Annotated in this window: 21 protein-coding genes and 2 tRNA genes; 21 read left to right on the top strand and 2 right to left on the bottom strand. The window is 64.2% G+C overall.

The genetic code is table 11. The features are described from left to right. The 16 genes from ispG to V6Z91_RS00205 all read left to right on the top strand — a co-directional run bounded on the left by ispG (nt 1) and on the right by V6Z91_RS00205 (nt 15,721). The gene (gene ispG, locus V6Z91_RS00280; RefSeq protein ID WP_338772122.1) at nt 1-1,278 is read left to right on the top strand and encodes a flavodoxin-dependent (E)-4-hydroxy-3-methylbut-2-enyl-diphosphate synthase; all 1,278 of its coding nucleotides are present in this window, start codon (nt 1-3) and stop codon (nt 1,276-1,278) included. Continuing rightward, nucleotides 1,279-2,628, top strand: a complete 1,350-nt coding sequence (gene hisS / locus V6Z91_RS00275; protein WP_338765075.1) for a histidine--tRNA ligase — start codon at nt 1,279-1,281, stop codon at nt 2,626-2,628. A gap of 18 nt (nt 2,629-2,646) precedes the next feature. Further along, nucleotides 2,647-3,300: a tetratricopeptide repeat protein gene (locus V6Z91_RS00270; protein WP_338765073.1), complete on the top strand. Its 654-nt coding sequence runs from the start codon at nt 2,647-2,649 to the stop codon at nt 3,298-3,300. 101 nt (nt 3,301-3,401) lie between these two features. Then, complete coding sequence (gene bamB, locus V6Z91_RS00265; protein WP_338765071.1) at nt 3,402-4,556, top strand: outer membrane protein assembly factor BamB; 1,155 nt, start codon at nt 3,402-3,404, stop codon at nt 4,554-4,556. A 59-nt stretch (nt 4,557-4,615) separates the two neighbouring features. Beyond that, nucleotides 4,616-5,962 (top strand): ribosome biogenesis GTPase Der, encoded by a 1,347-nt coding sequence (gene der, locus V6Z91_RS00260; protein WP_338765069.1) that lies wholly within the window; start codon nt 4,616-4,618, stop codon nt 5,960-5,962. 322 nt (nt 5,963-6,284) lie between these two features. Then, nucleotides 6,285-6,521: an RNA chaperone Hfq gene (gene hfq / locus V6Z91_RS00255; protein WP_093558029.1), complete on the top strand. Its 237-nt coding sequence runs from the start codon at nt 6,285-6,287 to the stop codon at nt 6,519-6,521. 61 nt (nt 6,522-6,582) lie between these two features. After that, entirely contained in the window at nt 6,583-7,719 is a 1,137-nt protein-coding gene (hflX, locus tag V6Z91_RS00250; RefSeq protein WP_338765055.1) for a GTPase HflX, read from the top strand. A 3-nt stretch (nt 7,720-7,722) separates the two neighbouring features. After that, entirely contained in the window at nt 7,723-9,006 is a 1,284-nt protein-coding gene (hflK, locus tag V6Z91_RS00245) for an FtsH protease activity modulator HflK (protein ID WP_338765052.1), read from the top strand. Continuing rightward, entirely contained in the window at nt 9,006-9,884 is an 879-nt protein-coding gene (gene hflC, locus V6Z91_RS00240; protein ID WP_338765050.1) for a protease modulator HflC, read from the top strand. Before hflK ends, hflC begins: the two co-directional genes overlap by 1 nt. Nucleotides 9,885-10,219: 335 nt before the next feature. Then, the gene (locus V6Z91_RS00235; protein WP_338765048.1) at nt 10,220-11,380 is read left to right on the top strand and encodes an ATP phosphoribosyltransferase regulatory subunit; all 1,161 of its coding nucleotides are present in this window, start codon (nt 10,220-10,222) and stop codon (nt 11,378-11,380) included. A gap of 4 nt (nt 11,381-11,384) precedes the next feature. Next, a complete protein-coding gene (locus V6Z91_RS00230) occupies nt 11,385-12,698 on the top strand; it encodes an adenylosuccinate synthase (protein ID WP_338765045.1) in 1,314 nt (437 codons plus the stop codon). Nucleotides 12,699-12,731: 33 nt separating this feature from the next. Continuing rightward, nucleotides 12,732-13,277 (top strand): phosphoribosyltransferase, encoded by a 546-nt coding sequence (locus tag V6Z91_RS00225; protein WP_338765043.1) that lies wholly within the window; start codon nt 12,732-12,734, stop codon nt 13,275-13,277. A 99-nt stretch (nt 13,278-13,376) separates the two neighbouring features. Next, a complete protein-coding gene (locus V6Z91_RS00220) occupies nt 13,377-13,973 on the top strand; it encodes a MarC family protein (protein WP_338765042.1) in 597 nt (198 codons plus the stop codon). A gap of 2 nt (nt 13,974-13,975) precedes the next feature. Next, on the top strand, nt 13,976-14,707 hold the full coding sequence (locus V6Z91_RS00215) for a sterol desaturase family protein (protein WP_338765041.1): 732 nt from the start codon (nt 13,976-13,978) through the stop codon (nt 14,705-14,707). 82 nt (nt 14,708-14,789) lie between these two features. Then, entirely contained in the window at nt 14,790-15,077 is a 288-nt protein-coding gene (locus V6Z91_RS00210; protein WP_338765040.1) for an autorepressor SdpR family transcription factor, read from the top strand. Next, nucleotides 15,074-15,721 (top strand): SdpI family protein, encoded by a 648-nt coding sequence (locus tag V6Z91_RS00205; protein WP_338765038.1) that lies wholly within the window; start codon nt 15,074-15,076, stop codon nt 15,719-15,721. Before V6Z91_RS00210 ends, V6Z91_RS00205 begins: the two co-directional genes overlap by 4 nt. Before the next feature lie 45 nt (nt 15,722-15,766). On the opposite strand, the gene uvrB is transcribed toward V6Z91_RS00205, so the two are convergent. Then, on the bottom strand, nt 15,767-17,851 hold the full coding sequence (gene uvrB / locus V6Z91_RS00200; RefSeq protein ID WP_338765037.1) for an excinuclease ABC subunit UvrB: 2,085 nt from the start codon (nt 17,849-17,851) through the stop codon (nt 15,767-15,769). A 215-nt stretch (nt 17,852-18,066) separates the two neighbouring features. On the opposite strand from uvrB, the gene V6Z91_RS00195 reads away from it, so the two are divergent. The 3 genes from V6Z91_RS00195 to V6Z91_RS00185 all read left to right on the top strand — a co-directional run bounded on the left by V6Z91_RS00195 (nt 18,067) and on the right by V6Z91_RS00185 (nt 20,488). Further along, entirely contained in the window at nt 18,067-19,269 is a 1,203-nt protein-coding gene (locus V6Z91_RS00195; RefSeq protein WP_338765035.1) for an amino acid aminotransferase, read from the top strand. A 112-nt stretch (nt 19,270-19,381) separates the two neighbouring features. Then, nucleotides 19,382-19,457 (top strand) — tRNA-Asn (locus V6Z91_RS00190). Between the two features lie 167 nt (nt 19,458-19,624). Then, a complete protein-coding gene (locus tag V6Z91_RS00185) occupies nt 19,625-20,488 on the top strand; it encodes a hypothetical protein (protein WP_338765033.1) in 864 nt (287 codons plus the stop codon). Between the two features lie 90 nt (nt 20,489-20,578). Here the strand turns inward: V6Z91_RS00185 and V6Z91_RS00180 are convergent, their stop codons facing one another. Then, nucleotides 20,579-21,256: a hypothetical protein gene (locus tag V6Z91_RS00180; protein ID WP_338765031.1), complete on the bottom strand. Its 678-nt coding sequence runs from the start codon at nt 21,254-21,256 to the stop codon at nt 20,579-20,581. 212 nt (nt 21,257-21,468) lie between these two features. Between V6Z91_RS00180 and V6Z91_RS00175 the strand changes: the two genes are divergently transcribed. Beyond that, nucleotides 21,469-21,544: transfer RNA gene (locus V6Z91_RS00175), tRNA-Asn, on the top strand. A gap of 172 nt (nt 21,545-21,716) precedes the next feature. Continuing rightward, nucleotides 21,717-23,951 carry a TonB-dependent receptor gene (locus V6Z91_RS00170; protein ID WP_338765029.1) on the top strand — a complete coding sequence of 745 codons (2,235 nt, stop codon included), beginning with the start codon at nt 21,717-21,719 and terminating at the stop codon, nt 23,949-23,951. The last annotated feature ends 261 nt before the right edge of the window (nt 23,952-24,212 follow it).

Below are 24,212 nucleotides of genomic sequence, written 5' to 3'. Positions count from 1 at the left end.
ATGACCGAAACGAACAACGCGATCCCGTCCGGCCCCGCATCCGGCCCAGCCGCGCGCCGCTCCAGCAAGGGTGTGCTGGTCGCCCATGGCGACCGCAAGGTGTGGGTCGGCGGCGACCACCCGGTCGTCGTGCAATCGATGACGAACACCGATACCGCCGATGCCGTCGGTACCGCCATCCAGATCAAGGAGCTGGCCCGCGCCGGCTCCGAGCTGGTGCGCCTGACGGTCGACCGGCCGGAAGCGGCGCAAGCCGTGCCGTATATCCGCGAGCAGCTCGACAAGATGGGTGTCGACGTGCCGCTGGTGGGCGACTTCCACTACAACGGCCACACGCTGCTGACCGAATATCCGGACTGCGCCGCCGCGCTGTCGAAGTACCGCATCAACCCCGGCAACGTCGGCAAGGGCGCCAAGCGCGACACGCAGTTCGCCCAGATGATCGAAGTGGCGATCCGCCACGACAAGCCGGTGCGCATCGGCGTCAACTGGGGTTCGCTCGACCAGGCACTGCTGGCGCGCATCATGGACGAGAACGCGGCGCGCACGAATCCCTGGACCGCCCAGCACGTGATGTACGAGGCGCTGATCACGTCGGCCATCGAGAATGCCCGGCGCGCCGAGGATATCGGCCTGGGGCGCGACAAGATCGTCCTGTCGTGCAAGGTCTCCGGCGTGCAGGACCTGATCGCCGTCTACCGCGAGCTGGCCAAGCGCTGCGACTACGCGCTGCACCTGGGCCTCACGGAAGCGGGCATGGGCAGCAAGGGCATCGTCGCCTCGACGGCCGCGCTGTCCGTGCTGCTGCAGGAAGGCATCGGCGACACGATCCGCATCTCGCTCACGCCGGAACCGGGCGGCGACCGCACCAAGGAAGTCGTGGTCGGCCAGGAAATCCTGCAGACGATGGGCTTGCGCAAGTTCATGCCGATGGTGATCGCCTGCCCGGGCTGCGGCCGCACCACGTCGACCACGTTCCAGGAACTGGCCGACGATATCCAGACCTACCTGCGCGAGCAGATGCCCGAGTGGAAGAAGAGCTATCCGGGCGTGGAAGCGATGAACGTGGCCGTGATGGGCTGCATCGTCAACGGCCCGGGCGAGTCGAAGCACGCCAATATCGGCATCAGCCTGCCGGGCACCGGCGAATCGCCGGCCGCGCCGGTGTTCGTCGACGGCCAGAAGGTGGCCACCCTGCGCGGCGACACGATCGTGCAGGAATTCCAGCAGATCGTGCTGGATTACGTAAAAAAGAATTACTCCAAACAGGCAGCTTAAATGAGCGACAAGAAAGCAGACAAAATCACAGCGGTGAAGGGGATGCCCGACATCCTGCCGGCCGATGCCCACCTGTGGGAAATCTTCGAGAACACCGCGCAGTCCATCCTGCAAAGCTACGGCTACCAGAACATCCGCACGCCGATCGTCGAGGAAACCCGCCTGTTCGCGCGCGCGATCGGCGCCGTGACCGATATCGTCGAAAAGGAAATGTATTCGTTCGAGGATTCGATGAACGGCGACCAGCTTACGCTGCGCCCGGAAGGCACGGCCGGCGTGGTGCGCGCCGTGCTCGAACACAACCTGGTGTACGACGGCCCGAAGCGCCTGTGGTACAAGGGCCAGATGTTCCGCCACGAGCGCCCGCAGCGCGGCCGCTACCGCCAGTTCCACCAGTTCGGCGCCGAGGCCGTCGGCTTCACGGGCCCGGACATCGACGCGGAACTGATCATGCTGTGCCGCCGCCTGTGGGACGACCTGGGCCTGCCGAACATCCGCCTGGAACTGAACTCGATCGGCGATGCCGAGGAGCGCGCGCGCCACCGCGTGGACTTGATCGCCTACCTGCAACACCACGAGGAATTGCTGGACGCGGACGCCAAGCGCCGCCTGCACACCAACCCGCTGCGCATCCTGGATACGAAGAATCCTGCCCTGCAGGAGATCGTCGAGAACGCGCCGAAGCTGCTGGACTATTTGGGCGAAGAATCGCTCAAGCACTTCGACGGCGTGCGCAAGATCCTCGACAAGAACGCTGTGCAGTACACGGTCAACACGCGCCTGGTGCGCGGCATCGACTACTACAACCGCACCGTGTTCGAATGGGTCACCGACGAGCTGGGCGCGCAGGGCACCGTGTGCGCCGGCGGCCGCTATGACCCGCTGATCGAGCAGTTCGGCGGCAAGCCCACGCCGGCCGTGGGCTTCGCGATGGGCATCGAGCGCCTGATCGAATTGATGAAGTCGGCCGGCGACATCGCCGCGCCCAACCAGTGCGACGTATACCTGGTGCACCAGGGCGAGGAAGCGCAATCGCAGGCGTTCATCCTGGGCGAGCGCCTGCGCGACGCCGGGCTGGACGTGATCCTGCACTGCGCCACCGCGGCCGGCGCCGGGTCCTTCAAGAGCCAGATGAAGAAGGCCGACGGCAGCGGCGCGTCCTTCGCCGTGATCATCGGCGAAGACGAAGTGGCCAACAACACTGCCGCCGTGAAGGCGATGCGCGGCGTCGAAGGCGAGCAGCAGCAGGCCACCGTGCCGTTCGAGGAAGTCGTCGACTACGTGGTCGAGCAGATCACCGGCGGCCACGAGTGCGGCGACGATTGCACCGATCACCACCACCATCACTGATCCCGAAGGAAGAATTTCATGGCATTCGATCACCAAGAAGAAGAACAGCTCGCTTCCCTGAAGGCGTGGTGGGCTAAGTACGGCAACGCGGCAACCTGGGTGCTGGTGGCCGGCCTGGCCGCCTATTCGGGCTGGGCGGGCTGGCAGTACTACCAGCGCACGCAGGCCGTCGAAGCCTCCGCGCTGTATGACGAGCTGCAGGCTTCGGTCGGCAAGGACAACGCCAAGGTGCAGCGCGCCGCCGGCGATATCGAAAGCCGCTACGGCCGCACGCTGTATGCGCAGATGGCCGCGCTGACGGCGGCGAAGAGCGCCTTCGAGGCCAACGACCTGAAGACCGCGAAAGCGAAGCTGCAGTGGGTGATCGAGCACGGCAACGACGAGTACAAGGCGGTCGCGAAGATCCGCCTGGCCGGCCTGCAGCTGGACGAGAAAGCCTATGCCGACGCCTTGAAGACGCTGGAGGGCGAGGTGCCCGAGCAGTTCAAGGCCGCCGTGAGCGACCGCAAGGGCGACGTGCTGGCCGCGCAGAACAAGCTGGCCGAAGCGCGCGCCGCCTACCAGGCCGCGCTGGCCGGCACGGACGAGAAGAACCCCGCCCGCCAGCTGATCGAGCTGAAGCTCGAAGCCGTGGGCGGCACGGTGCCGGAAGCGAAACCGGCCGCCGCCTGATCAGCGGGGGCGGCGTGGCCGCCCCTTCACCCGCGGCCGGGATGGCGCGCGGGCGTGATCGTCTCGTAGCGACTTCCATTGTCAGGAGCAAGGTTTAATTTATGCGTATCACCAGTAAAGTCATCGGCGTGGGCCTGCTGTCCATGACGACCGCGTGCAGTTCCCTCAGCTGGCTGAACCCGTTCAAGGAAAAGGACAAGAATCCTCCGGCCGCGCTGGTGGACATCAAGTCGCCGATCCCGGCCAAGACCGTGTGGAAGCACTCCGTGGGCAAGGCGGGCCTGTACGTGTTCTCGCCGGCGCTCGCCGACAATGCACTGTTCGTGGCCGACAACGACGGCACCATCGAACGCCTGGACGCGGCCACTGGCCGCTCGCAGTGGAAGATCAAGGCCGGTACCGACCTGACCGCGGGCGTGGGCGCCAACGGCAAGCTGGTGGCCGTCGGCGGCACCAAGGGCGCCGTGCTGGCCTTCGACGCCGCCACGGGCGCGCAGCTGTGGAAGGTGCAGGCTTCGTCCGAAGTGCTGTCGGCACCCGCCGTCACCGACGAGCTGGTGATCGTGCGCAGCATGGACAACAAGATCACCGCGTACGACGCGAAGACGGGCGACCGTAAATGGTTCCTGCAGCGCACCACGCCGCCGCTCACCCTGCGCAACGCGCCGGGCATGGTGGTGGCGCAACCGAACGTGTACGTGGCCCAGCCGGCCGGCAAGCTGCTGGCGCTGGCCCTGGCCAACGGCGTGCCGCGCTTCGAGGTGTCCGTGGCCGAGCCGCGCGGCGCCACCGAGCTGGAACGCGTGTCCGACATCGGCGGCACGCCCATCGTGGTGGGCAGCGACATCTGCGCCGTCACGTACCAGGGCAAGGTCGGCTGCTTCGATCTCTCCACGGGCGTGGCCAAGTGGAGCAAACCCGCATCGTCCGACGTGGGCGTGGGCGCCGATCAGCGCTTCGTCTTCGTGGCCGACGACAAGGGTCACGTCTCCGCGTTCAGCCGCGAAGGCGGGCAGAGCGCGTGGAAGAACGATTCGCTGGGCAACCGCGTGCTGTCCACGCCGCTGTCCTATGGCCGCGTGGTGGCCGTGGGCGACTTCCAGGGCTATGTGCACCTGCTGTCGCGCGAGGATGGCTCGATGCTGGGCCGCGTGGCCACCGACGGCAGCCCGATCAGGTCGGCGCCGGTCGTCGCTGGCTCGAACATGATCTTCCAGACGCAGTCGGGAACGATCACCGCGATCGCGGTCGAGTAAGCCCGACGATTTTTATAACGTAGTAATGATGGCCGCCCCGGCGGCCGAGCAGAAAACAAATGAAGCCGGTAATTGCACTCGTGGGTCGCCCGAACGTCGGGAAGTCGACCCTTTTCAATCGTCTGACCCGCTCGCGCGACGCGCTGGTGGCGGACTTGCCTGGTCTGACGCGCGATCGTCACTATGGCGAGGGCCGCGTCGGCGACCGTCCCTTCCTGGTCATCGATACCGGCGGTTTCGAACCGGTCGCCAAGGAAGGCATCATGTTCCAGATGGCCCTGCAGACCAAGCAGGCCGTCGCCGAGGCGGATGTCGTCATCTTCCTCGTCGATGGCCGCCAGGGGATGACGCCGCACGACAAGACCATCACCGACTTCCTGCGCCGCAGCGGCCGCCCCGTGCTGCTGGTGGTGAACAAGGCGGAAGGCATGAAGTACACCTCCGCCGTGTCGGACTTCTACGAACTGGGCCTGGGCGATCCGTATGCGATCTCCGGTGCGCACGGCGACGGCGTGCACGACCTGGTGCAGGAGGCGCTCGACAAGGCGTTCGCTTCGCGCCCGGCCGATGCCGAGGAACTGTTGCCGTCCGAGCGCGGCATCAAGCTGGCCCTCGTCGGCCGCCCGAACGTGGGCAAGTCCACGCTGATCAACACGCTGCTCGGCGAGGAGCGCGTGATCGCCTTCGACATGCCGGGCACCACGCGCGATTCGATCGAGATCCCGTTCGAGCGCGACGGCAAGCACTACACGCTGATCGACACCGCCGGCATCCGCCGCCGCGGCAAGGTGTTCGAGGCGATCGAGAAATTCTCGGTCGTGAAGACCCTGCAGTCGATTTCGGAAGCGAACGTGGTGATCCTGATGCTGGACGCCCAGCAGGATATCTCCGAGCAGGACGCCCATATCGCCGGCTTCATTCTTGAAAGTGGCCGCGCCCTGGTGCTGGCCGTGAACAAGTGGGATGGCCTGCAATCGCACCAGCGCGACCAGGTGAAAAACGACATGGACCGCAAGCTCGACTTCCTCAGCTTCGCCAAGACGCATTTCATCTCGGCGCTGAAGGGCACCGGCATCGGCCCGTTGATGAAGTCCGTCGACGCCGCCTACGCGGCCGCCACGGCCGACCTGTCGACGCCGAAGCTGACGCGCGCCCTGCAGGAAGCGATCGAAAAGCAGGAGCCGAAGCGCAAGGCGGGCCTGCGCCCGAAGATGCGCTACGCCCACCAGGGCGGCATGAACCCGCCGGTGATCGTCATCCACGGCAACTCGCTCGACGCCGTGAGCGAGCCGTACAAGCGTTACCTGGAAAAGCACTTCCGGGATACGTTCTCGCTGGTCGGCACGCCGCTGCGGATCGAGTTGCGGACGGGTAAGAATCCGTTCGACAAGCGCGAGAAAAACTGACCCCCCGGTCGCCGGCATAAGCAAACCGGTGTCGGACACCATTTCCCCGTGGGGAAATGGTGTCCGACACCGGTGTTCGGCGGCCGACGGCCACCGGTCGAGCAGTCAATTTCGCAAGCGCACCGGCTTCACATTCCGAATGCATTTTTTCCACGATTTTCATTCGGACACCCCTGCATGAATCACAAAAAACGGTTACAGTAGCTTCGAAGCATTTCCGTCTGGCGGAGGGGTCATTTACCTCTGCAATAAGGAGTAGCCGGCACTTGAAATCAAGCGTTTCGCCTCCAATTCCAACACAACAACATAAACTGGAGCTGTTATGAGCAATAAAGGGCAATTGTTACAAGACCCATTCCTGAACGCGCTGCGCAAGGAGCACGTTCCCGTCTCGATCTACCTCGTCAACGGCATCAAGTTGCAGGGCCATATCGAGTCGTTCGACCAATACGTCGTCCTGCTGCGTAACACGGTTACGCAGATGGTGTACAAGCATGCCATTTCGACCGTGGTGCCGGCCCGCGCCGTCAACCTCAATATCGATTCCGAGGCAGAGTAACGTTGATCGTTGAGACAACGCCCAAGCTTTGCCTTCCGCTTCATCGTTCCCGGCCCAGTCCATGCGCGCAGCTTTAGTCGGTGTGGATTTCGGCCAGGGTGACTTCGCCGCCAGTATCGAGGAATTGATGCTGCTCGCGCGTTCCGCGGGGGTGGAGCCCATCACGACGATCACCGGCAAGCGTTCCAGCCCCGATGCCGCCTATTTCGTCGGCAGCGGCAAGGCCGACGAGATCGGCCACGCCGTGCAGGACCACCAGGTGGAGATCGTCATCTTCAACCATGCGCTGTCGCCCGCGCAGCAGCGCAACCTCGAAAAGCGCCTCAATGTGCGGGTGCTCGACCGTACCAGCCTGATCCTCGACATCTTCGCCCAGCGGGCCCAGAGCCACGAGGGCAAGCTGCAGGTCGAGCTGGCGCAGCTGCAGCACCTTTCCACCCGCCTGATCCGCGGCTGGACCCACCTGGAGCGGCAAAAGGGCGGTATTGGCCTGCGCGGCCCGGGTGAAACCCAGCTCGAGACCGACCGCCGGCTGATCGGCGAACGGGTGCGCATGCTGCGTGCCCGCCTGGCCAAGCTGCGCAAGCAGCATGAAACGCAGCGCCGTTCTCGCGGCCGCAACAATGCCTTTTCCGTGTCGCTGGTCGGCTATACCAACGCCGGCAAGTCGACGCTGTTCAATACCATGACCAAGGCCGGCGTTTACGTCGCGGACCAGTTGTTCGCCACGCTGGACACGACGTCGCGCCGGGTGTTCATGGGCGAGGAAGCCGGCAATGTCGTGATCTCCGATACGGTCGGCTTCGTGCGCGAACTGCCGCACCAGCTGGTCGCGGCATTTCGCGCCACGCTGGAGGAAACCATCCATGCCGACCTGCTGCTGCATGTCGTCGATGGCGCGAGCCCCGTGCGCATGGAGCAGATCGAGGAAGTCAACGCCGTGCTGCGCGAGATCGGCGCCGATCATATTCCCCAGATCCTCGTCTGGAACAAGATCGACGCGGCCGGCCTGGAGCCGGCGGTGGAACGTGATGAGCATGATAAGATTTCACGCGTTTTCATCAGTGCCCGCACGGGTGACGGCCTCGATCTGCTGCGCGCGGCCATCACCGAGGCAGCCCAGGAACAACGGGAAGCGAACCTGCGTCCGAAGGACGACACGCCGCCCGATGCCATTTCCACATTCACCGATGTTTAAAACATGCCTCTTTCCTCACTAGCGAAAAGATTAGGCTTGAAGCTGTCCCTGAACGACCCCCGCTGGGGCCAGGACAAGGATGGCAACAGGCAGGCCCAGGAAGGCAAAAAGCCCGGCGACGGACCGCCGGATCTCGACCAGTTGTGGCGCGATTTCAACCAGCGCCTGAACGGCCTGTTCGGCAACAAGAACCGCAACAATAACGGAGGCGGCGGCGGTGGCAGCGGTGGCGGCGGCGAAATGAAAGGCGCCGGCGTGACCGTTGGCGCGGTCGCCGTCATCGCGCTGCTGGTCTGGTTGGCCAGCGGCGCGTTCATCGTGCAGGAAGGCCAGAAGGGCATCGTCACCACGTTCGGCCGCTTCAGCCACGAGACCCCGGCCGGCTTCAACTGGCGCTGGCCGTATCCGTTCCAGGCCAACGAGGTCGTCAACGTGTCGCAGGTGCGCACGGTGGAAGTGGGCTATCGCGGCAATATCCGCAACAAGCAGGCGCGCGAATCGCTGATGCTGACCGACGACGAGAACATCATCGACATCCAGTTCGCCGTGCAGTACCAGCTGAGCGATCCGGTGGCCTGGCTGTACAACAACCGCGACGCGGAAGACACCGTTCGCCAGGTGGCCGAGACGGCAATCCGCGAGATCGTCGGCCGCAGCAAGATGGACTACGTGCTGTACGAAGGCCGCGAGAAGGTGGCCTACGACACGCAGCAGCTGATGCAGCAGATCCTCGATCGCTACGCGTCCGGTGCCGCCATCACCAACGTGACGATGCAGGGCGTGCAGCCGCCGGAGCAGGTACAGACCGCGTTCGACGACGCCGTGAAGGCCGGCCAGGACCGCGAACGCCTGAAGAACGAAGGCCAGGCCTATGCGAACCAGGTGGTGCCGACGGCGCGCGGCGCCGCCTTCCGCCTGTTGCAGGAAGCGGAAGCCTACCGCTCGATGGTGGTGGAGAACGCGACCGGTAACGCCGACCGCTTCAAGGCCGTGCTGACCGAGTACCAGAAGGCGCCGGGCGTGACGCGCGACCGCATGTACCTGGACACGATGCAGCAGATCTTCGCCAACACCAGCAAGGTGATGGTCGACTCGAAGGCCGGCAGCAACCTGCTGTACCTGCCGCTGGATAAACTGATCGCGCAGGTGGCCGCCACCGAGGCGCAGCGCGCCAATGTGACGGCGCCGCCGCCATCGGCCGTGCTGCTGCCGCAACCGTCGGAACCCGCCTATAACGGGGATTCGAACCGGGCGCGTGAATCGTCCCGTAGCCGGGAGGGCCGTTAATGAACCGTATCGTAACTTTTGCCGTCACCGCGTTCATCGCGCTGATGCTGCTGTCGTCCACCGTGTTCGTGGTGGACCAGCGCAAATTCGCCATCGTCTTCGCCCTGGGTGAGGTGAAGCAGGTGATCCGCGAACCGGGCCTGCACTTCAAGCTGCCGCCGCCGTTCCAAAACGTGATCTACCTGGACAAGCGCATCCAGACGCTCGATTCGCCCGAAGCGGACCGCTTCATCACGGCCGAGAAGATGAACATCCTCGTCGATTCGTTCGTGAAGTGGCGCGTGGTCGACCCGCGCCTGTACTTCGTGCGCTTCGGCGGGGACGAAGGCCGGGCCGGCAACCGCATGTCGCAGATCGTGAAGGCGGCGCTGAACGAGGAAATTACCAAGCGCACCGTGCGCGAAGTGATCTCGGGCCAGCGCGGCAAGGTGATGGAAGGCCTGCGGGCCAAGGTCGACGCCGAAGCGAAGGAGATCGGCGTGCAGATCCTGGACGTGCGCCTGAAGCGTGTCGACTACGTCGAGCAGATCAACAACTCCGTCTACGAGCGGATGAAGGCCGAGCGCCTGCGCGTGGCCAACGAGCTGCGCTCGACCGGTTCGGCCGACTCCGAGAAGATCCGCGCCGACGCCGACAAGCAGCGCTCCGTGATCCTGGCCGAAGCCTACCGCGAGGCCGAGAAGATCAAGGGCGAGGGCGACGCGAAAGCCACGGCGATCTACGCCGAGGCATTCGGCCGCAACCCCGAGTTCTACAAGTTCTACCGCAGCCTGGAAGCCTATCGCGCGTCGTTCAAGACCAAGGCCGACGTGATGCTGGTGGACCCGAACTCGGAGTTCTTCAAGTACTTCAAGGGCAGCGGCTCGGCTGGCAAGTAAGCCGCCGCCGTGAGCGAGCAGCAGGGGCCGGATCCTCGGATCCGGCCCCTGTTTTTTTCCTTCGCGGCTTGCCGCAGAGCGGCGGAAAACCGGTGGCGTAGCAGGGGTTTCGGGGAGCATCGCTCCCTGCCTGCGCAGCGGAGATGGCCTGCAGGCCATCTTCCTTCCAGGCTCCGATTTTTGAAACATTTCCGGAAAAGCGGTGCCTGTCACCGGTTTTTGCTTGTCGTTTTTTCCTGTCGAGCCACGTTTTCGCGTAAAATATGCGGTTCGGTTTGCGCCGCCGCGTTTGCGCGCCAATCCGATTGAACGAATTTCAACAAACCGGTTCTCCCATGCCGAATTGGCTTTTGCCCGAACATATCGCGGACGTTCTGCCGTCCGAGGCGCGCAAGATCGAGGAATTGCGCCGCCTGATGCTGGATAACTTCCGCCGCTACGGCTACGAACTCGTGATGCCGCCGCTGCTCGAATACGTCGAGTCGCTGATGACAGGTGCCGGCCTGGATACCGACCTGCGCACCTTCAAGCTGGTGGACCAGATTTCCGGCCGCATGCTGGGCCTGCGCGCCGACATGACGACCCAGGTCGCCCGCATCGACGCCCACCTGCTCAACCGCGCCTCCGTCACCCGCCTGTGCTATGCCGGCCCGGTGCTGCATACCCGTCCTTCGGGCTTGCACGCCACCCGCGAGCCGCTGCAGATCGGCGCCGAGATCTATGGCCACGCCGGCCTGGAAGCGGATGCCGAGATCCAGGAGCTGGCGCTGGCGTCGCTCGAGATGGCCGGCTTCACCGAAGTGCGCCTGGACCTGGCCCACGTGGGCGTGCTGCGCGCGATCCTCGAACAGGATGCGCTTGCCAAGCGCGACCACGACGCCATCGTGCAACTGCTGCGCGCCAAGGACGTGCCCGGCCTGCGCACCCTGACCGAGGGCTATGCCGCGGCCACGCGCGACGCATTGCTGGCGCTGCCCAACCTGTATGGCGATGTCGATGTGCTGGCCACCGCCAGGCACGCGCTGCCGGACCTGCCGGGCATCGCCAAGGCGCTGGCCGAGCTGGCTGCGCTGGCAGCTTCCGCCATCGGCCGTGCCGAAGTGGCGATCGACCTGGCCGACCTGCGCGGCTACCAGTACGAGAGCGGCGCCACGTTCGCGCTGTACGTGCCGGGCCTGCCGAACGCCGTGGCGCGCGGTGGCCGCTACGACCACGTAGGCGAGGCCTTCGGCCGCGCCCGCCCGGCGACGGGTTACTCGATGGACTTGCGCGAACTGGCGCGCCTGTTGCCGACGGCCGACCGCAAGCACGCGATCCGCGCGCCGTGGGGCAATTCCCCCGAACTGAAGGAACGTATCGCCGAGCTGCGCAAGTCCGGCGAGGTTGTGATCCAGTCCCTGCCGGGTCACAGCAATGAACAGGACGAGTTCGAGTGCGACCGCGCGCTGGTGCTCGACGAGAGTGGTAGTAACTGGATTCTTAAAAACTTAGGTTAGTGTGATGTCAAAAAAAATCACTGCAACAAACGTGGTCGTCATCGGCACCCAGTGGGGCGATGAAGGCAAGGGCAAAATCGTCGACTGGCTGACGGAACACGCGCAAGGCGTGGTGCGCTTCCAGGGCGGCCACAACGCCGGTCACACGCTGGTGATCGGCGGCGTGAAGACGGCGCTGCAGCTGATCCCTTCGGGCATCATGCGCCCGGGCGTGGCCTGCTACATCGGCAACGGCGTCGTCGTTTCCGTGCCCGACGTGCTGCGCGAGATCGACAAGCTCGAAGCGGTGGGCGTGGAAGTGGCATCGCGCCTGAAGGTTTCCGAAGCCTGCCCGGTGATCCTGCCTTACCACACCGCGCTGGACGCGGCCCGTGAAGCGGCCCGCGGTGCCGCCAAGATCGGCACCACCGGCAAGGGCATCGGCCCGGCCTACGAAGACAAGGTGGCGCGCCGCGCCATCCGCGTCGCCGACCTGCTGAACGAGAAGCGCTTCGCCGAAAAGCTGGCCGAGAACCTGGACTACCACAACTTCGTGCTGGAAAACTACCTGAAGGCACCGAAGGTCGAGTACCAGAAGACCCTCGACGATGCGCTGGCCTACGTGCCGCGCCTGCGTCCCATGGTGGCCGACGTGTCGAGCGCGCTGTACGCCGCGCACAAGGCCGGCGCCAACCTGCTGTTCGAAGGCGCGCAGGGCTCGCTGCTGGACGTGGACCACGGCACCTATCCGTTCGTCACCTCGTCGAACTGCGTGGCCGGCAATGCCGCCGCCGGTGCCGGCGTGGGCCCGAACATGCTGCACTACATCCTGGGCATCACCAAGGCCTACACGACGCGCGTGGGTTCCGGCCCGTTCCCGTCGGAGCTGCCGACCGACGCCGGCGTGGGCCACCACCTGGCGCAAGTGGGCCACGAGTTCGGCACCGTGACGGGCCGCGCCCGCCGCTGCGGCTGGTTCGACGCCGCGCTGCTGCGCCGTTCCGTGCAGATCAACGGCGTGTCCGGCATGTGCCTGACGAAGCTGGACGTGCTGGACGGCATCGAGTCCCTGAAGCTGTGCACCGGCTACATGCTGGACGGCCGCAAGGTCGACGTCTTCCCGGTCGGCGCCGAAGACGCGGCGCGTTGCGAGCCGATCTACGAAGAAATGCCGGGCTGGAAAGAAAGCACGGTCGGCGCGAAATCGCTGGCGGCCCTGCCGGCCAATGCCCGCGCCTACATCAAGCGCATCGAGGAACTGGTCGGCGTACCCGTCGACATGGTTTCCACGGGGCCGGATCGCGAAGAAACCATCGTGCTCCGTCATCCGTTCGAATAATAAGCAGTACCGCCACAAGCAAGAAGGAAACAAATGAGCACCCCTCAATCCGACAACAAGCACCTGTGGGTGACCTGGGATGAGTACAACCGCCTGGTCGAAGGCCTGGCACTGAAGGTCTACGAATCGGGCTTCAAGTTCGACATGGTGCTGTGCCTGGCGCGCGGCGGCGTGCGCCCCGGCGACGTGTTCTCGCGCATCTTCGACGTGCCGCTGGCAATCCTGTCGACGAGCTCCTACCGCGCCGACAAGGGCACGGTGCAGGGCGACCTCGATATCGCCAAGTACATCACGGTCACGCGCGGCTCCCTGGCCGGCAAGATCCTCCTGATCGACGACCTGGCCGATTCCGGCGTCACGCTGATGAAGGTCATCGAGCACCTGAAGGCCAACTACCAGGATGTCGAAGAGGTGCGTTCCGCCGTGATCTGGACCAAGGGCAGCTCGGCCTTCAAGCCGGACTACCAGATGCAGGAACTGCCGCACAACCCGTGGATCCACCAGCCGTTCGAGGATTACGACGGCCTGCGTCCGCACCAGCTGGCGGCGTGGCTCAAGAAGGGCGAAACGAACGCATAAGCATTCGTGCTTGCGCGACAATGGCGGAGGGCCGGAAGGCCTTCCGCCATTTTTTATTCCGGCCGCTTCCCTCGCGAATAACAACAAAGAGAAATCCCGATGACCGAAAACTTCTTCCAGACTTTCATCCTGCTGCTGCTCGTGACCGACCCGTTCGGCAACGTGCCGCTGTTCGCCGCCGCGCTGCAACCCGTGGCGCCGGCGCGCCGGCCGCGCATCGTCGTGCGCGAATGCCTGATCGCGTTCGCAGTGCTGCTGGTGTTCATGTTCTTCGGCCGGCCCTTCCTGCATGCGCTGAGCCTTTCCGAAGTGTCGCTGCGCATCGCCGGCAGCGTGATCCTCCTGATGATCGCGATCCGCATGGTGTTCCCGCACCCGGACGGGGTGCTGGGCAAGAACGAGGGCGGCGAGCCGTTCATCGTGCCGCTGGCGATTCCCGCGCTGGCCGGGCCGTCGGCGCTGGCGACCGTGCTGCTGTTCTCCAGCGAGACCCGCGGCGACGTGATGATCCACGTGGCGGCGCTGGCCGCCGTGGTCGTGGTCTGGCTGGCCGTGTTCCTCGGTGCCGACCGCTTGCAGCGGGTGCTGGGTACGCAGGTGATGACGGCGTTCGAACGGCTGATGGGCCTGATCCTGGCCGCCATGTCGATCGAGATGCTGCTGGGCGGGATTCGCGAGTTCGTGAAGACCTTGTGACCATGAGCGAACTGCTGGCGCTCCCCATCCTGGGCCTTGCCTTCGTGGCGCTGTTCACGCGGGAAGTGATCGCTCCCGCCTCGCGCAACCACTGCGACCGGCGCTGGCTGCTGCTCGCCAGCGCGACCGGCGCGGCCACCGTGGCCGTCACGCTGGCGGCCGGCTACTTTTTCAGTACCGCCATCCATGAAGCGGCGCTGCTCGACACCAGCGCCTGGCCCGATCCGCTGACGGGCCTGGCCAGCTTCCTCGTCACCAGCTTCCTGTTCTACTGGTGGCACCGGGCCACCCACCGTTCCGACCTGCTGTGGCGTATCTTCCACCAGCTGCACCACAGCGCCCGGCGAGTGGAGGCGCTCACGGCATTCTATGCCCACCCGCTGGACTCGGCCGCGGCCATCTGCATCAGCGGCGGCGTCAGCTACCTGCTGCTGGGCGCCAGCCCGGCCGCCGCCGGCGTGGCCTTGCTCCTGACCGGCATTTTCGACCTGTTCCTGCACAGCGATATCGCGACACCGCGCTGGCTTGGCTATCTCGTGCAGCGCCCGGAAATGCATACGGTTCACCACCAGCTTCACCACCACGCGCAGAACTACGGCTTGCCGATCTGGGACCTGCTGTTCGGCACGTGGACGAATCCCGCGCGGCGCGTGACCGAGCTTGGATTCGACGGCGACAAATCCGACCGGATCGCCGACATGCTGCTGTTCCGCGACGTGCACCGCACCAACTGAATATTTCAGGCATTGCTTGCGGGCGCGCGCTTTTTCGGCGTATATTTAGATCATCATCTAATTAGCCGTTTCTCGAAATACGATGCCAGCCCCCACCGACGCCTTCAAGGCCATGGCCGACCCCGCGCGGCGCGAGATCCTGCGCCTGCTGCGCGATGGCGAAATGACGGCGGGCCAGCTGGCCGAGCATTTCGACATGACGCGCCCGACGATGTCGCATCACTTCGCCGTGCTGGCGGAAGCCGACCTGATCACCCGCCGCCGCGAGGGCCAGACGATCTGGTATGGCTTGAACACCACGGTGCTGCAGGACGTGGCGGCATGGATGATGGACCTTACCCAACCACAGACCAGAAGGAGGAAGGCATGAACCGGCAACACCTGATTGCAAGCGTTATCCTGATCCTGGCGGCCACGGTGCTCACGGCTCTGTGCTGGCCCAGCCTGGCCGAGACCATTCCCATCCATTGGAACACGCACGGAAGGGCGGACGGCTTCGGCCCGCGCTGGGTCGTGTGGCTGACCGGGCCGGGTGCCATGGTGTTTGCGCTGCTGGCGGGGGGCGCGTTGCCTTACCTGTCGCCAAAGGGTTATGACGTGAACGCGTTCCGTTCGACCGCCGGCTACATCGTGGCGGTGGTCGTCGGCATGATGGGCCTGCTGCACGCGGTGTTCCTCACTGCGCTCTTCAACGAAGGGTTCGACGTGAGCCGCGCGGTCCCGGCCGCCATTTGCGTGATGCTGGCCGTGATCGGCAATTCGCTGGGCAAGGTACGCCGCAACTTCTACATCGGCATTCGCACTCCCTGGACCCTGGCGAGCGAGCGGGTGTGGTACGCGACGCACCGGGTGGGAGCCAGGCTGATGGTGGCTTCGGGCCTGCTGGGATTGCTCGCGGTGCTGCTTGGCGCGCCGGGGCATTATGCGATCGGGCTCGTCGTCATCGGCGCGTTGTTGCCGGTGTTGTATTCGCTGGTGCTGTACAAGCGGCTGGAGCGGGCAGGGGAGCTGTAAGAAAAAACGCCGCGTCGAACGCGGCGTTTTTCTTGACGGGCAGGCTTACTTTCCAGTGATCGAAATCACGTCCGCCCCCGGTGCACCGAAGGCTTGCTCCTTCAGCAGGTGCAACTGGTCCCGCACCTGCGCGGCCTTCTCGAACTCCAGGTTCTTCGCGTGTTCGACCATGAGCTTTTCGAGGCGCTTGATTTCCTTCGCCACCTGCTTCTCGCTCATCGTCTCGTACTTGGCAGTCTCCTGCGCGGCCTTCAGCTGCGTCGATTCGCGGTTCGGATCGTACACACCGTCGATCATGTCCTTGATGACCTTGTTGACGCCGCGGGCGATGATGCCGTGCTTCTCGTTGTGGGCGATCTGCTTGGCGCGGCGCCGCTCCGTTTCATCGATCGCGCGCTTCATCGAATCGGTCATCTGGTCCGCATACAGCAGGGCCACGCCGTTCAGGTTACGGGCCGCGCGGCCGATCGTCTGGATCAGCGAACGCTCGGAACGCAGGAAGCCTTCCTTGTCCGCGTCCAGGATCGCCACCAGCGACACTTCCGGCAAGTCCAGGCCCTCGCGCAGCAGGTTGATGCCGACCACCACGTCGAACGTGCCGATACGCAGGTCGCGCAGGATTTCCACGCGCTCGACCGTCTCGATATCGCTGTGCAGGTAGCGCACCTTGATGCCGTGGTCGGACAGGTATTCCGTGAGTTGCTCGGACATGCGCTTGGTCAGCGTCGTGACCAGCACGCGCTCGTTCTTGGCGATGCGGTCGTTGATCTCGGAAAGCAGGTCGTCCACCTGGGTGCGCGCCGGGCGCACGATGACTTGCGGGTCGACGAGGCCCGTCGGGCGCACCACCTGTTCCACCACCTGGTCGGCATGCTTCTGCTCGTACTCGGCCGGCGTGGCGGACACGAAGATCGTCTGCCGCATCTTGTTCTCGAATTCCTCGAACTTCAGCGGGCGGTTGTCGAGCGCGGAGGGCAGGCGGAAGCCGTAATCCACCAGGTTCGTCTTGCGCGAACGGTCGCCGTTGTACATGGCCGACAGCTGGCCGATGAGCACGTGCGACTCATCCATGAACATCAGCGCATCCTTCGGCAGGTAGTCGATCAGCGTCGGCGGCGGCTCCCCAGGCATCGCGCCGGACAGGTGCCGCGAGTAGTTCTCGATGCCTTTCGTGAAGCCGATCTCGGCCATCATTTCCAAGTCGAAACGGGTGCGCTGCTCGAGGCGCTGTTCCTCGATCAGTTTTCCTTCCTTGCGGAAGAATTCCAGGCGGTCGCGCAGTTCGGCCTTGATGCTCTCGATGGCGCGCAGCACCGTCGAGCGCGGCGTCACATAGTGCGAGCCGGGATAGACGGTGAAGCGGGGGATCTTCTGGCGCACGCGACCCGTCAGCGGGTCGAACAGCTGGATCGATTCCAGCTCGTCGTCCCACATTTCCAGGCGCACGGCCAGTTCCGCGTGTTCGGCCGGGAAGATGTCGATCGTGTCGCCGCGTACGCGGAAGGTGCCGCGGCCGAAGTCGACCTCGTTGCGCGTGTACTGCATCTGGATCAGGCGGGCGATGATGTCGCGCTGGCTCACCTTGTCCTTGGCGCGCAATGTCAGGATCATCTGGTGGTATTCGTTCGGATTACCGATACCGTAGATGGCCGACACGGTGGCCACGATGACGACGTCGCGCCGTTCCATCAGCGACTTCGTGCACGACAGGCGCATCTGCTCGATATGCTCGTTGATCGACGAGTCCTTCTCGATGAACAGGTCGCGCTGCGGCACATAGGCTTCCGGCTGGTAATAATCGTAATACGACACGAAGTACTCGACGGCATTCTGCGGGAAGAATTCGCGAAATTCGCTGTAGAGCTGCGCGGCCAGCGTCTTGTTGGGGGCGAATACGATGGCCGGCCGCCCCATGCGGGCGATCACGTTGGCCATCGTGTAGGTCTTGCCGGAGCCGGTCACGCCGAGCAGCGTCTGGAACGACAGGCCGTCGGCGATGCCTTCGCACAGCTGCTCGATGGCGGTCGGCTGGTCGCCGGCCGGCGGGAACGGCTGGTGCAGCTTGAAAGGGGAATCCGGGAACGTCAGCACGGTGGGCTCGGGGGCGCCAGCCAGTGATAAATCAGCCATGTGGTCAGACCTTTGCTAGAATAGGGAGTTGCACGTCACAACGTGCAGCCTTTGCGCGGCGACCTGCATACCTGGTCAATGCCGCGCACCGGAATTGCCGAGCACCGTGATCGCGGTACCTCCGCAGTGCCCGGACACGTGCCGTTGAAGTTGCTGCCGTTGAAGTTATAACGCTCACCCGCTGCGAATCGCATTCACTCGAATCCAATCCTATCATGACGAATCCTTCCGTTTTCAGTGCCATCGAGATGGCTCCGCGCGACCCGATCCTGGGCATCACCGAAGCTTTTAACGCCGACACCAACCCCAACAAGATCAACCTGGGCGTGGGCGTCTATTATGACGACAATGGCAAGGTGCCGCTGCTGTCGTGCGTGCAGAAAGCTGAAAACATCCTGATTGAACAGCCGGCCCCGCGCACCTACCTGCCGATCGAAGGCCTGGCCGCGTATGACAAGGCGGTGCAGGAACTGGTATTTGGGGCTGACAGTGCCGTAGTTCAAGAGCGCCGCGCGATCACCGTGCAGGCCCTGGGCGGCACCGGCGCCCTGAAGCTGGGCGCGGACTTCCTGAAGCGCTTCTCGCCGAATTCCGAAGTCTTCATCAGCGATCCAAGCTGGGAAAACCACCGCGCGCTGTTCGAAAGCGCCGGCTTCAAGGTCAACAACTACGCCTACTACGATCCCGCCACCCATGGCGTGAACTTCGAAGGCATGCTGGCCGCGCTGAAGGCGATGCCGCAGGGCGCCGTCGTGGTGCTGCACGCCTGCTGCCACAATCCGACCGGTGCCGACCTGACTGCCCAGCAGTGGGACCAGGTGATCGACGCCGTCGTGACCCGCGGCCTGATCCCGTTCCTGGACATGGCTTACCAGGGCTTCGGCGCCGGCATCGCCGAAGACGGTGCCGTGGTGCGCCGCTTCGCCGCCACGGGCGTGCCGCTGCTGGTGTCGAACTCGTTCTCGAAGTCGTTCTCGCTGTACGGCGAGCGCGTGGGCGCCCTGTCGGTCGTCGCGTCGACGGCCGACGAAGCTTCCCGCCTGCTGTCGCAGCTCAAGCGCGTGGTGCGCACCAACTACTCGAACCCGCCGGTGCACGGCGGCAAGGTGGTTGCGACCGTGCTGTCCACGCCGGAACTGCGCCAGCTGTGGGAAGACGAGCTGGCGGCGATGCGCGTGCGCATCAAGGCCACCCGCGACCAGTTCGTGCAGAAGCTGAAAGAGAAGGCTCCAGGCCACGACTTCGAATTCGTGCGCCAGCAGGTGGGGATGTTCTCGTACTCGGGCCTGACGAAAGAGCAGGTCGCCAAGCTGCGCGAACAGTCGATCTACGCCGTGGACACGGGCCGCATCTGCGTAGCTGCGATGAACTCGAAGAACATCGATATCGTTGTTGACGCGATCGCCAAAGTTCTCTAAAATCCTGCTTCTTCGTTGACGCACGTCAGCGAAGCAGTAGTAAAGAGCAGCAAACGATACCGATAAGCAAGCTTGCAAATGTTGCTTTCGCTGTATAAAATGCTGCTTCTAATCCCTGATAGCTCAGTCGGTAGAGCGACGGACTGTTAATCCGCAGGTCCCTGGTTCGAGTCCAGGTCGGGGAGCCAGAATACTGAAAAGCCCAGCGCAGCCCGCTGGGCTTTTTGCATTCCGGGTCGCATTATTCATCTGCGACGGCCCGCGTTTCATGTCCCTTAAACAATTCCCGCGTACGATATCCCTGCTGTTCGTGCCCGCGCCGCGCGCACGCAGCCATGAACCGACAGGAGATGGAATGACGGATATCTACCAGCAAATCTGGGACGCGGACCAGCAGCACGCCGGCCTGAAGGCGGTACACAAGGGCGAGTCAATCGACGCCTTCCGGGAGACGGGCCACGTGGTCGTCAACGAACTCGAGGAGGCGAGCAGGACGCACAAGCTCATCGAGGAAGTGCACATCCCGGCGCACAAGCAGCAGTCATACGACCTGGTGAATGCGCTGCTGAACAATTACACGCTCGACCAGACCAAGGCCGAAGTCAATTTCCCGGAAGAGCAGGACGAAGTCCAGCGCTTCCTCGACTACGCCCACAAGACCCCGCCGATGGAGGTGGCGCGCGCCTATGTCAACGAGCGCCTGGACCAGCCCTTGAGCACCGACCAGTGGTGGGCCGTGCTGCAGCGCGTGTGGTTCGAGCAGTACAGCGACGGCAAAAACCGCGACCTGAGCGGCTTCGAGCACGTGGTCGTGGGCGAGCAGAGGCAGGCGAAGGTGCAGGGCTACCACAGCTGGTACAAGTACTACCTGGACGAGCATTTCCAGCTGAACGGCGTCGACCGCGACAGCATCGAGTTCCTCGACTGGCGCAATTCGGAAGAGGACACGACGCCGGACGTGGCGACGCTGTCGTTCGTGTGGGAGGCGTTCGATTACCAGCGCAAGGAGTTCCGCAAGCTGACCAAGCCGATCGGCGGCTTCTGGATCGGGCCCAGCGTGGAAGGCTTGCTGGCGCTCGGGACCGTGCGGTTCATGGCCGAGGTGCTGGCGCCAAGGCATGCGGTGATCAATGGCTTCAAGTACAACCTGCCGCTGTTCCGCAGCGCGAACAATCGCCACCTGCGCACGTTCTATCCGGAGTTCTCCGCCCGCGTGTGATACGTCAGCAGGCTGGCCCCAGAGGATCAAGACCGCTGGCAAAGTCGAGAACTCGCGATACAAGCGGTTGCTGGAAAGCGCCAGACAGCGTTAAAGCAGCCGCCGTCCCGCCACGGTTTCCACGTCGATGGCGCCGCTGCCGGTCGTGTACACCACCGTCACCGCCAGTTCCGCCGTGCTGATGATCTCGACAATGCCCGAGCTCAGCGGCACATGGTCGCCGGCCGGCCCGCCCAGCAGCAGTTCCTGCAGGCGGCAGCAATCGTCCATGGTTGCGCTATGCGCCGACAGGAGGACCGCATCGCGCGCCGCGACCTGCGCCACGCGCGGTTCGCGGCCGCGCACGGCGCCCGCCGGCACCAGGGGAATGACCTGCTCGAGGACCGGGGCGCGCTCGCCGGTCGCGTTATGGATATTGATCTCCTTGGCGTAGCGCCCCGGCCGCACCGGCGCGCAGGCGCAGCAATCGTCGTGCTGCCGGCCGCAGACGAAGGGCACCCTCCAGATGAAGAGCCTGTTGTCGGAAGCGCCCGCCGTGACGGTCAGGCGCATGCAGTCGCGACCGTCGGCATCCGGGTCCAGCGGATCGGCCGTGACGACCGTGCTGCCGGCGTCGATGCCGACGTCGACGTGTTCGGTCCACACCAGTTCGCGCATGCCGTCGCACTCGCCATGTCGCAGCTGGGCATGGAAGGTGTAGTTGCCTTCCATGCGCAGGTAATCGGCCAGCAGGATGCGGCCCGGGTCCTGCAAGGCACCTGGCTTCATGACGACACCCCTGTTTATACGGGCCTGTGCCTTCACTATTGGCAGCGGGCCCATTGGTTGCCATTTCTCTTTGCGGCTCCGTTGTGCGCATGTCGATGGGCCGCTTGAGTGATTGCCGCAACCATGTGAAGGGTGCTTGCGTGGCATCATGGCGCCACATTTGAAAATGATGTTGTCGTCTTTGCCGAGCACCGCTATAATTCGGCCTCCTTTCCCTGATAGCTCAGTCGGTAGAGCGACGGACTGTTAATCCGCAGGTCCCTGGTTCGAGTCCAGGTCGGGGAGCCAGAATTCCAGAGAGCCGCGTTTCGACGCGGCTTTTTGTTATCCGCGGCGATGACAGAATTTCAGGTAGTTGGCAGCACGACCAGGCAGCGGGGCCACTTGACGAGCATCCGCGAGAGAAGACGGAGACAGCGTTGACCACCTTTGCAGCTTTATTTTTAACCCAGGAAGGCAAATGATGAAACTGTCCAAGATGCACAAGCGTCTCCTCGCGCTGACGGCCGTGCTGCCGATGGCCGCCATGGCCCAGGATGCAACCCAGGCAAACACCGAACAATCCACGCAGCAGGCCGCCCAGCAGCCGGTCGCCAGCGGCCAGCTGGAAACGGTGACGGTGACGGCCCAGCGCCGTGCCGAAAACATCAAGGAAGTGCCGGTGTCAGTCTCGATGCTGCAACACGAGAAGCTGGACGTGATCCTGTCCGGCGGCCAGGACGTGCGCGTGCTTGCCGGCAAGACCCCCAGCCTGAACGTGGAATCGTCGACGGGCCGCGTGTTCCCGCGCTTCTACATCCGTGGCTACGGCAATGCCGACTTCTCGATCTTCGCTTCGCAGCCCGTCTCGCTGATCTATGACGACGTGGTGCAGGAAAACCCGATCCTGAAGGGTTATCCGATGTTCGACCTGGCGAACATTGAAGTGCTGCGTGGCCCGCAGGGCACCCTGTTCGGCCGCAACACCCCGGCCGGCGTGGTGAAGTTCGAATCCGCCAAGCCCAGCCTGAAGGGCGTGGAAGGTTACTACAATTTCTCCGTCGCTTCGCACGGCACCACCAACGTGGAAGGCGCGGCCAACATTCCGCTGTCGAACGAATGGGCGATGCGCGTTTCCACGCTGCGCCAGCACCGCGACGACTACATCCGCAATGAGTTCATCGACGGCCGCGAGACGCTGGACGGCTACAACGAGCACGCCGAGCGCGTGCAGGTGCTGTACCAGCCGAGCGGCACGTTCAACGCGCTGTTCAACGTGCACCAGCGCACGACCTCCGGCAACTCGCGCCTGTTCCAGGCCAACATCATCAAGAAGGGCAGCAACCAGCTGGTCGACAACTACGATGAAGGCGCGGTGTACACCAACGGCCAGAACTACCAGAACCTGACCACGCGCGGCGGCAACGTGCGCCTGTCGTGGGACCTGGGCGCCGTGAAGCTGTACTCCGTGACGGGCTACGAGTCGATCGCCGAGTACAACAGCCGCGGCGACATCGACGGCGGCAACCCGGTCTACGGCCCGGGTGTGGTGCCGTTCCAGGTGGAGACGGCTTCCGTGCTGCCGGACCTGAAGCAGTACACGCAGGAATTCCGTATCGAATCGAAGAAGGCTGGCCCGCTGAGCTGGCAGGCCGGCGTGTACTACTTCGATGAAGACGCCACCGGCGGGAGCGACAACTTCAACACCGCCGGCGTGCGCACCAGCCGCGTGATCAGCAACCAGCGCAACAAGGCGTGGGCGGCATTCGGTTCCGTGAACTACGCCGTGACCGATGCGCTGACCGTGCGCGGCGGCCTGCGCTACACGAACGACAAGAAGGACTTCGAGACGATCGAAGCCACCGGTACCACGCTGCAGGGTCCATCGACGATCAACTCGGAACGTCACAAGACCAACTGGGACCTGTCGGCCACGTATGCGATCAACCCGGACGTGTCGGCCTACGCCCGCGTTGCGACGGGCTTCCGCGCACCGTCGATCGGCGCGCCGTCCGCTTCCGGCCCGGCCACCATTGCCGATGCGGAAACCATCACCTCGTTCGAAGCCGGCATCAAGGCCGACCTGCTGAACCGCCGCGCGCGCGCTTCGCTGTCGATCTTCGACTACGACGTGAAGAACCAGCAGCTGACGGTCGTGGGCGGTAACTCGAACATCACCGCGCTGATCAACGCCGACAAGACCAAGGGCCGCGGTATCGAGGCCGAGATCGAAGGTTTCGTCACGCCGGACTTCAAGGTGGCGGCTTCGACCAGCTACAACTACACGAAGATCCAGGACCCGTCGCTGTCCGTGAACCGCTGCGCGCAGTGCACGGTGCTGGACCCGATCAACGCGGCCGGCCGCGTCGTCATCGACGGCAACGCGCTGCCGCAGGCACCGAAGTGGATCGTCAACCTGTCGGCCCGCTACAACTGGCCGCTGGCCGAAGGCAACCTGTTCGTGCTGACCGACTGGTCGTACCGCAGCAAGGTCAACTTCTTCCTGTACGAGGCCACCGAGTTCACCGGCGCGCCGCTGACGGAAGGCGGCCTGCGCATCGGCTACAACTGGCAGGGCGGCAAGTATGAAATCGCCGCGTTCGGCCGCAACATCACCGACCAGCGCCGCGTGACGGGTGCCATCGACTTCAACAACCTGACCGGCTTCGTCAACGAGCCGCGCCAGTGGGGTGTGCAGCTGAAGGGCCTGTTCTAATACCCGGCCCCCTGGTTCGCCAGGCTTGCAAGTCCGAAAGCCCAACCTTTGCAGGTTGGGCTTTTTGCTTTTAATCTGGCGCCGCGCATCGCACGATCCGTCGTGCACCGGTGCTTGCGATCGGCACATTGCACCTTCAGCAGTGTTGGCAACTTGTAAGCGCTTTCGGCATTTTCGCCACGCGAAGCCTGGTTTTTATACGGGTTTTCATCGAACGCTTACTTGAAAGCAACTAAACTCTTCCATCAGGAATCCACGCGC

Source organism: Massilia sp. METH4 (genome assembly GCF_037094685.1).
Taxonomy (GTDB): Bacteria; Pseudomonadota; Gammaproteobacteria; order Burkholderiales; family Burkholderiaceae_D; genus Rugamonas.
The sequence above is the reverse complement of the archived record's forward strand: the minus strand, read 5'-3'. Positions and strand labels throughout refer to the sequence as shown.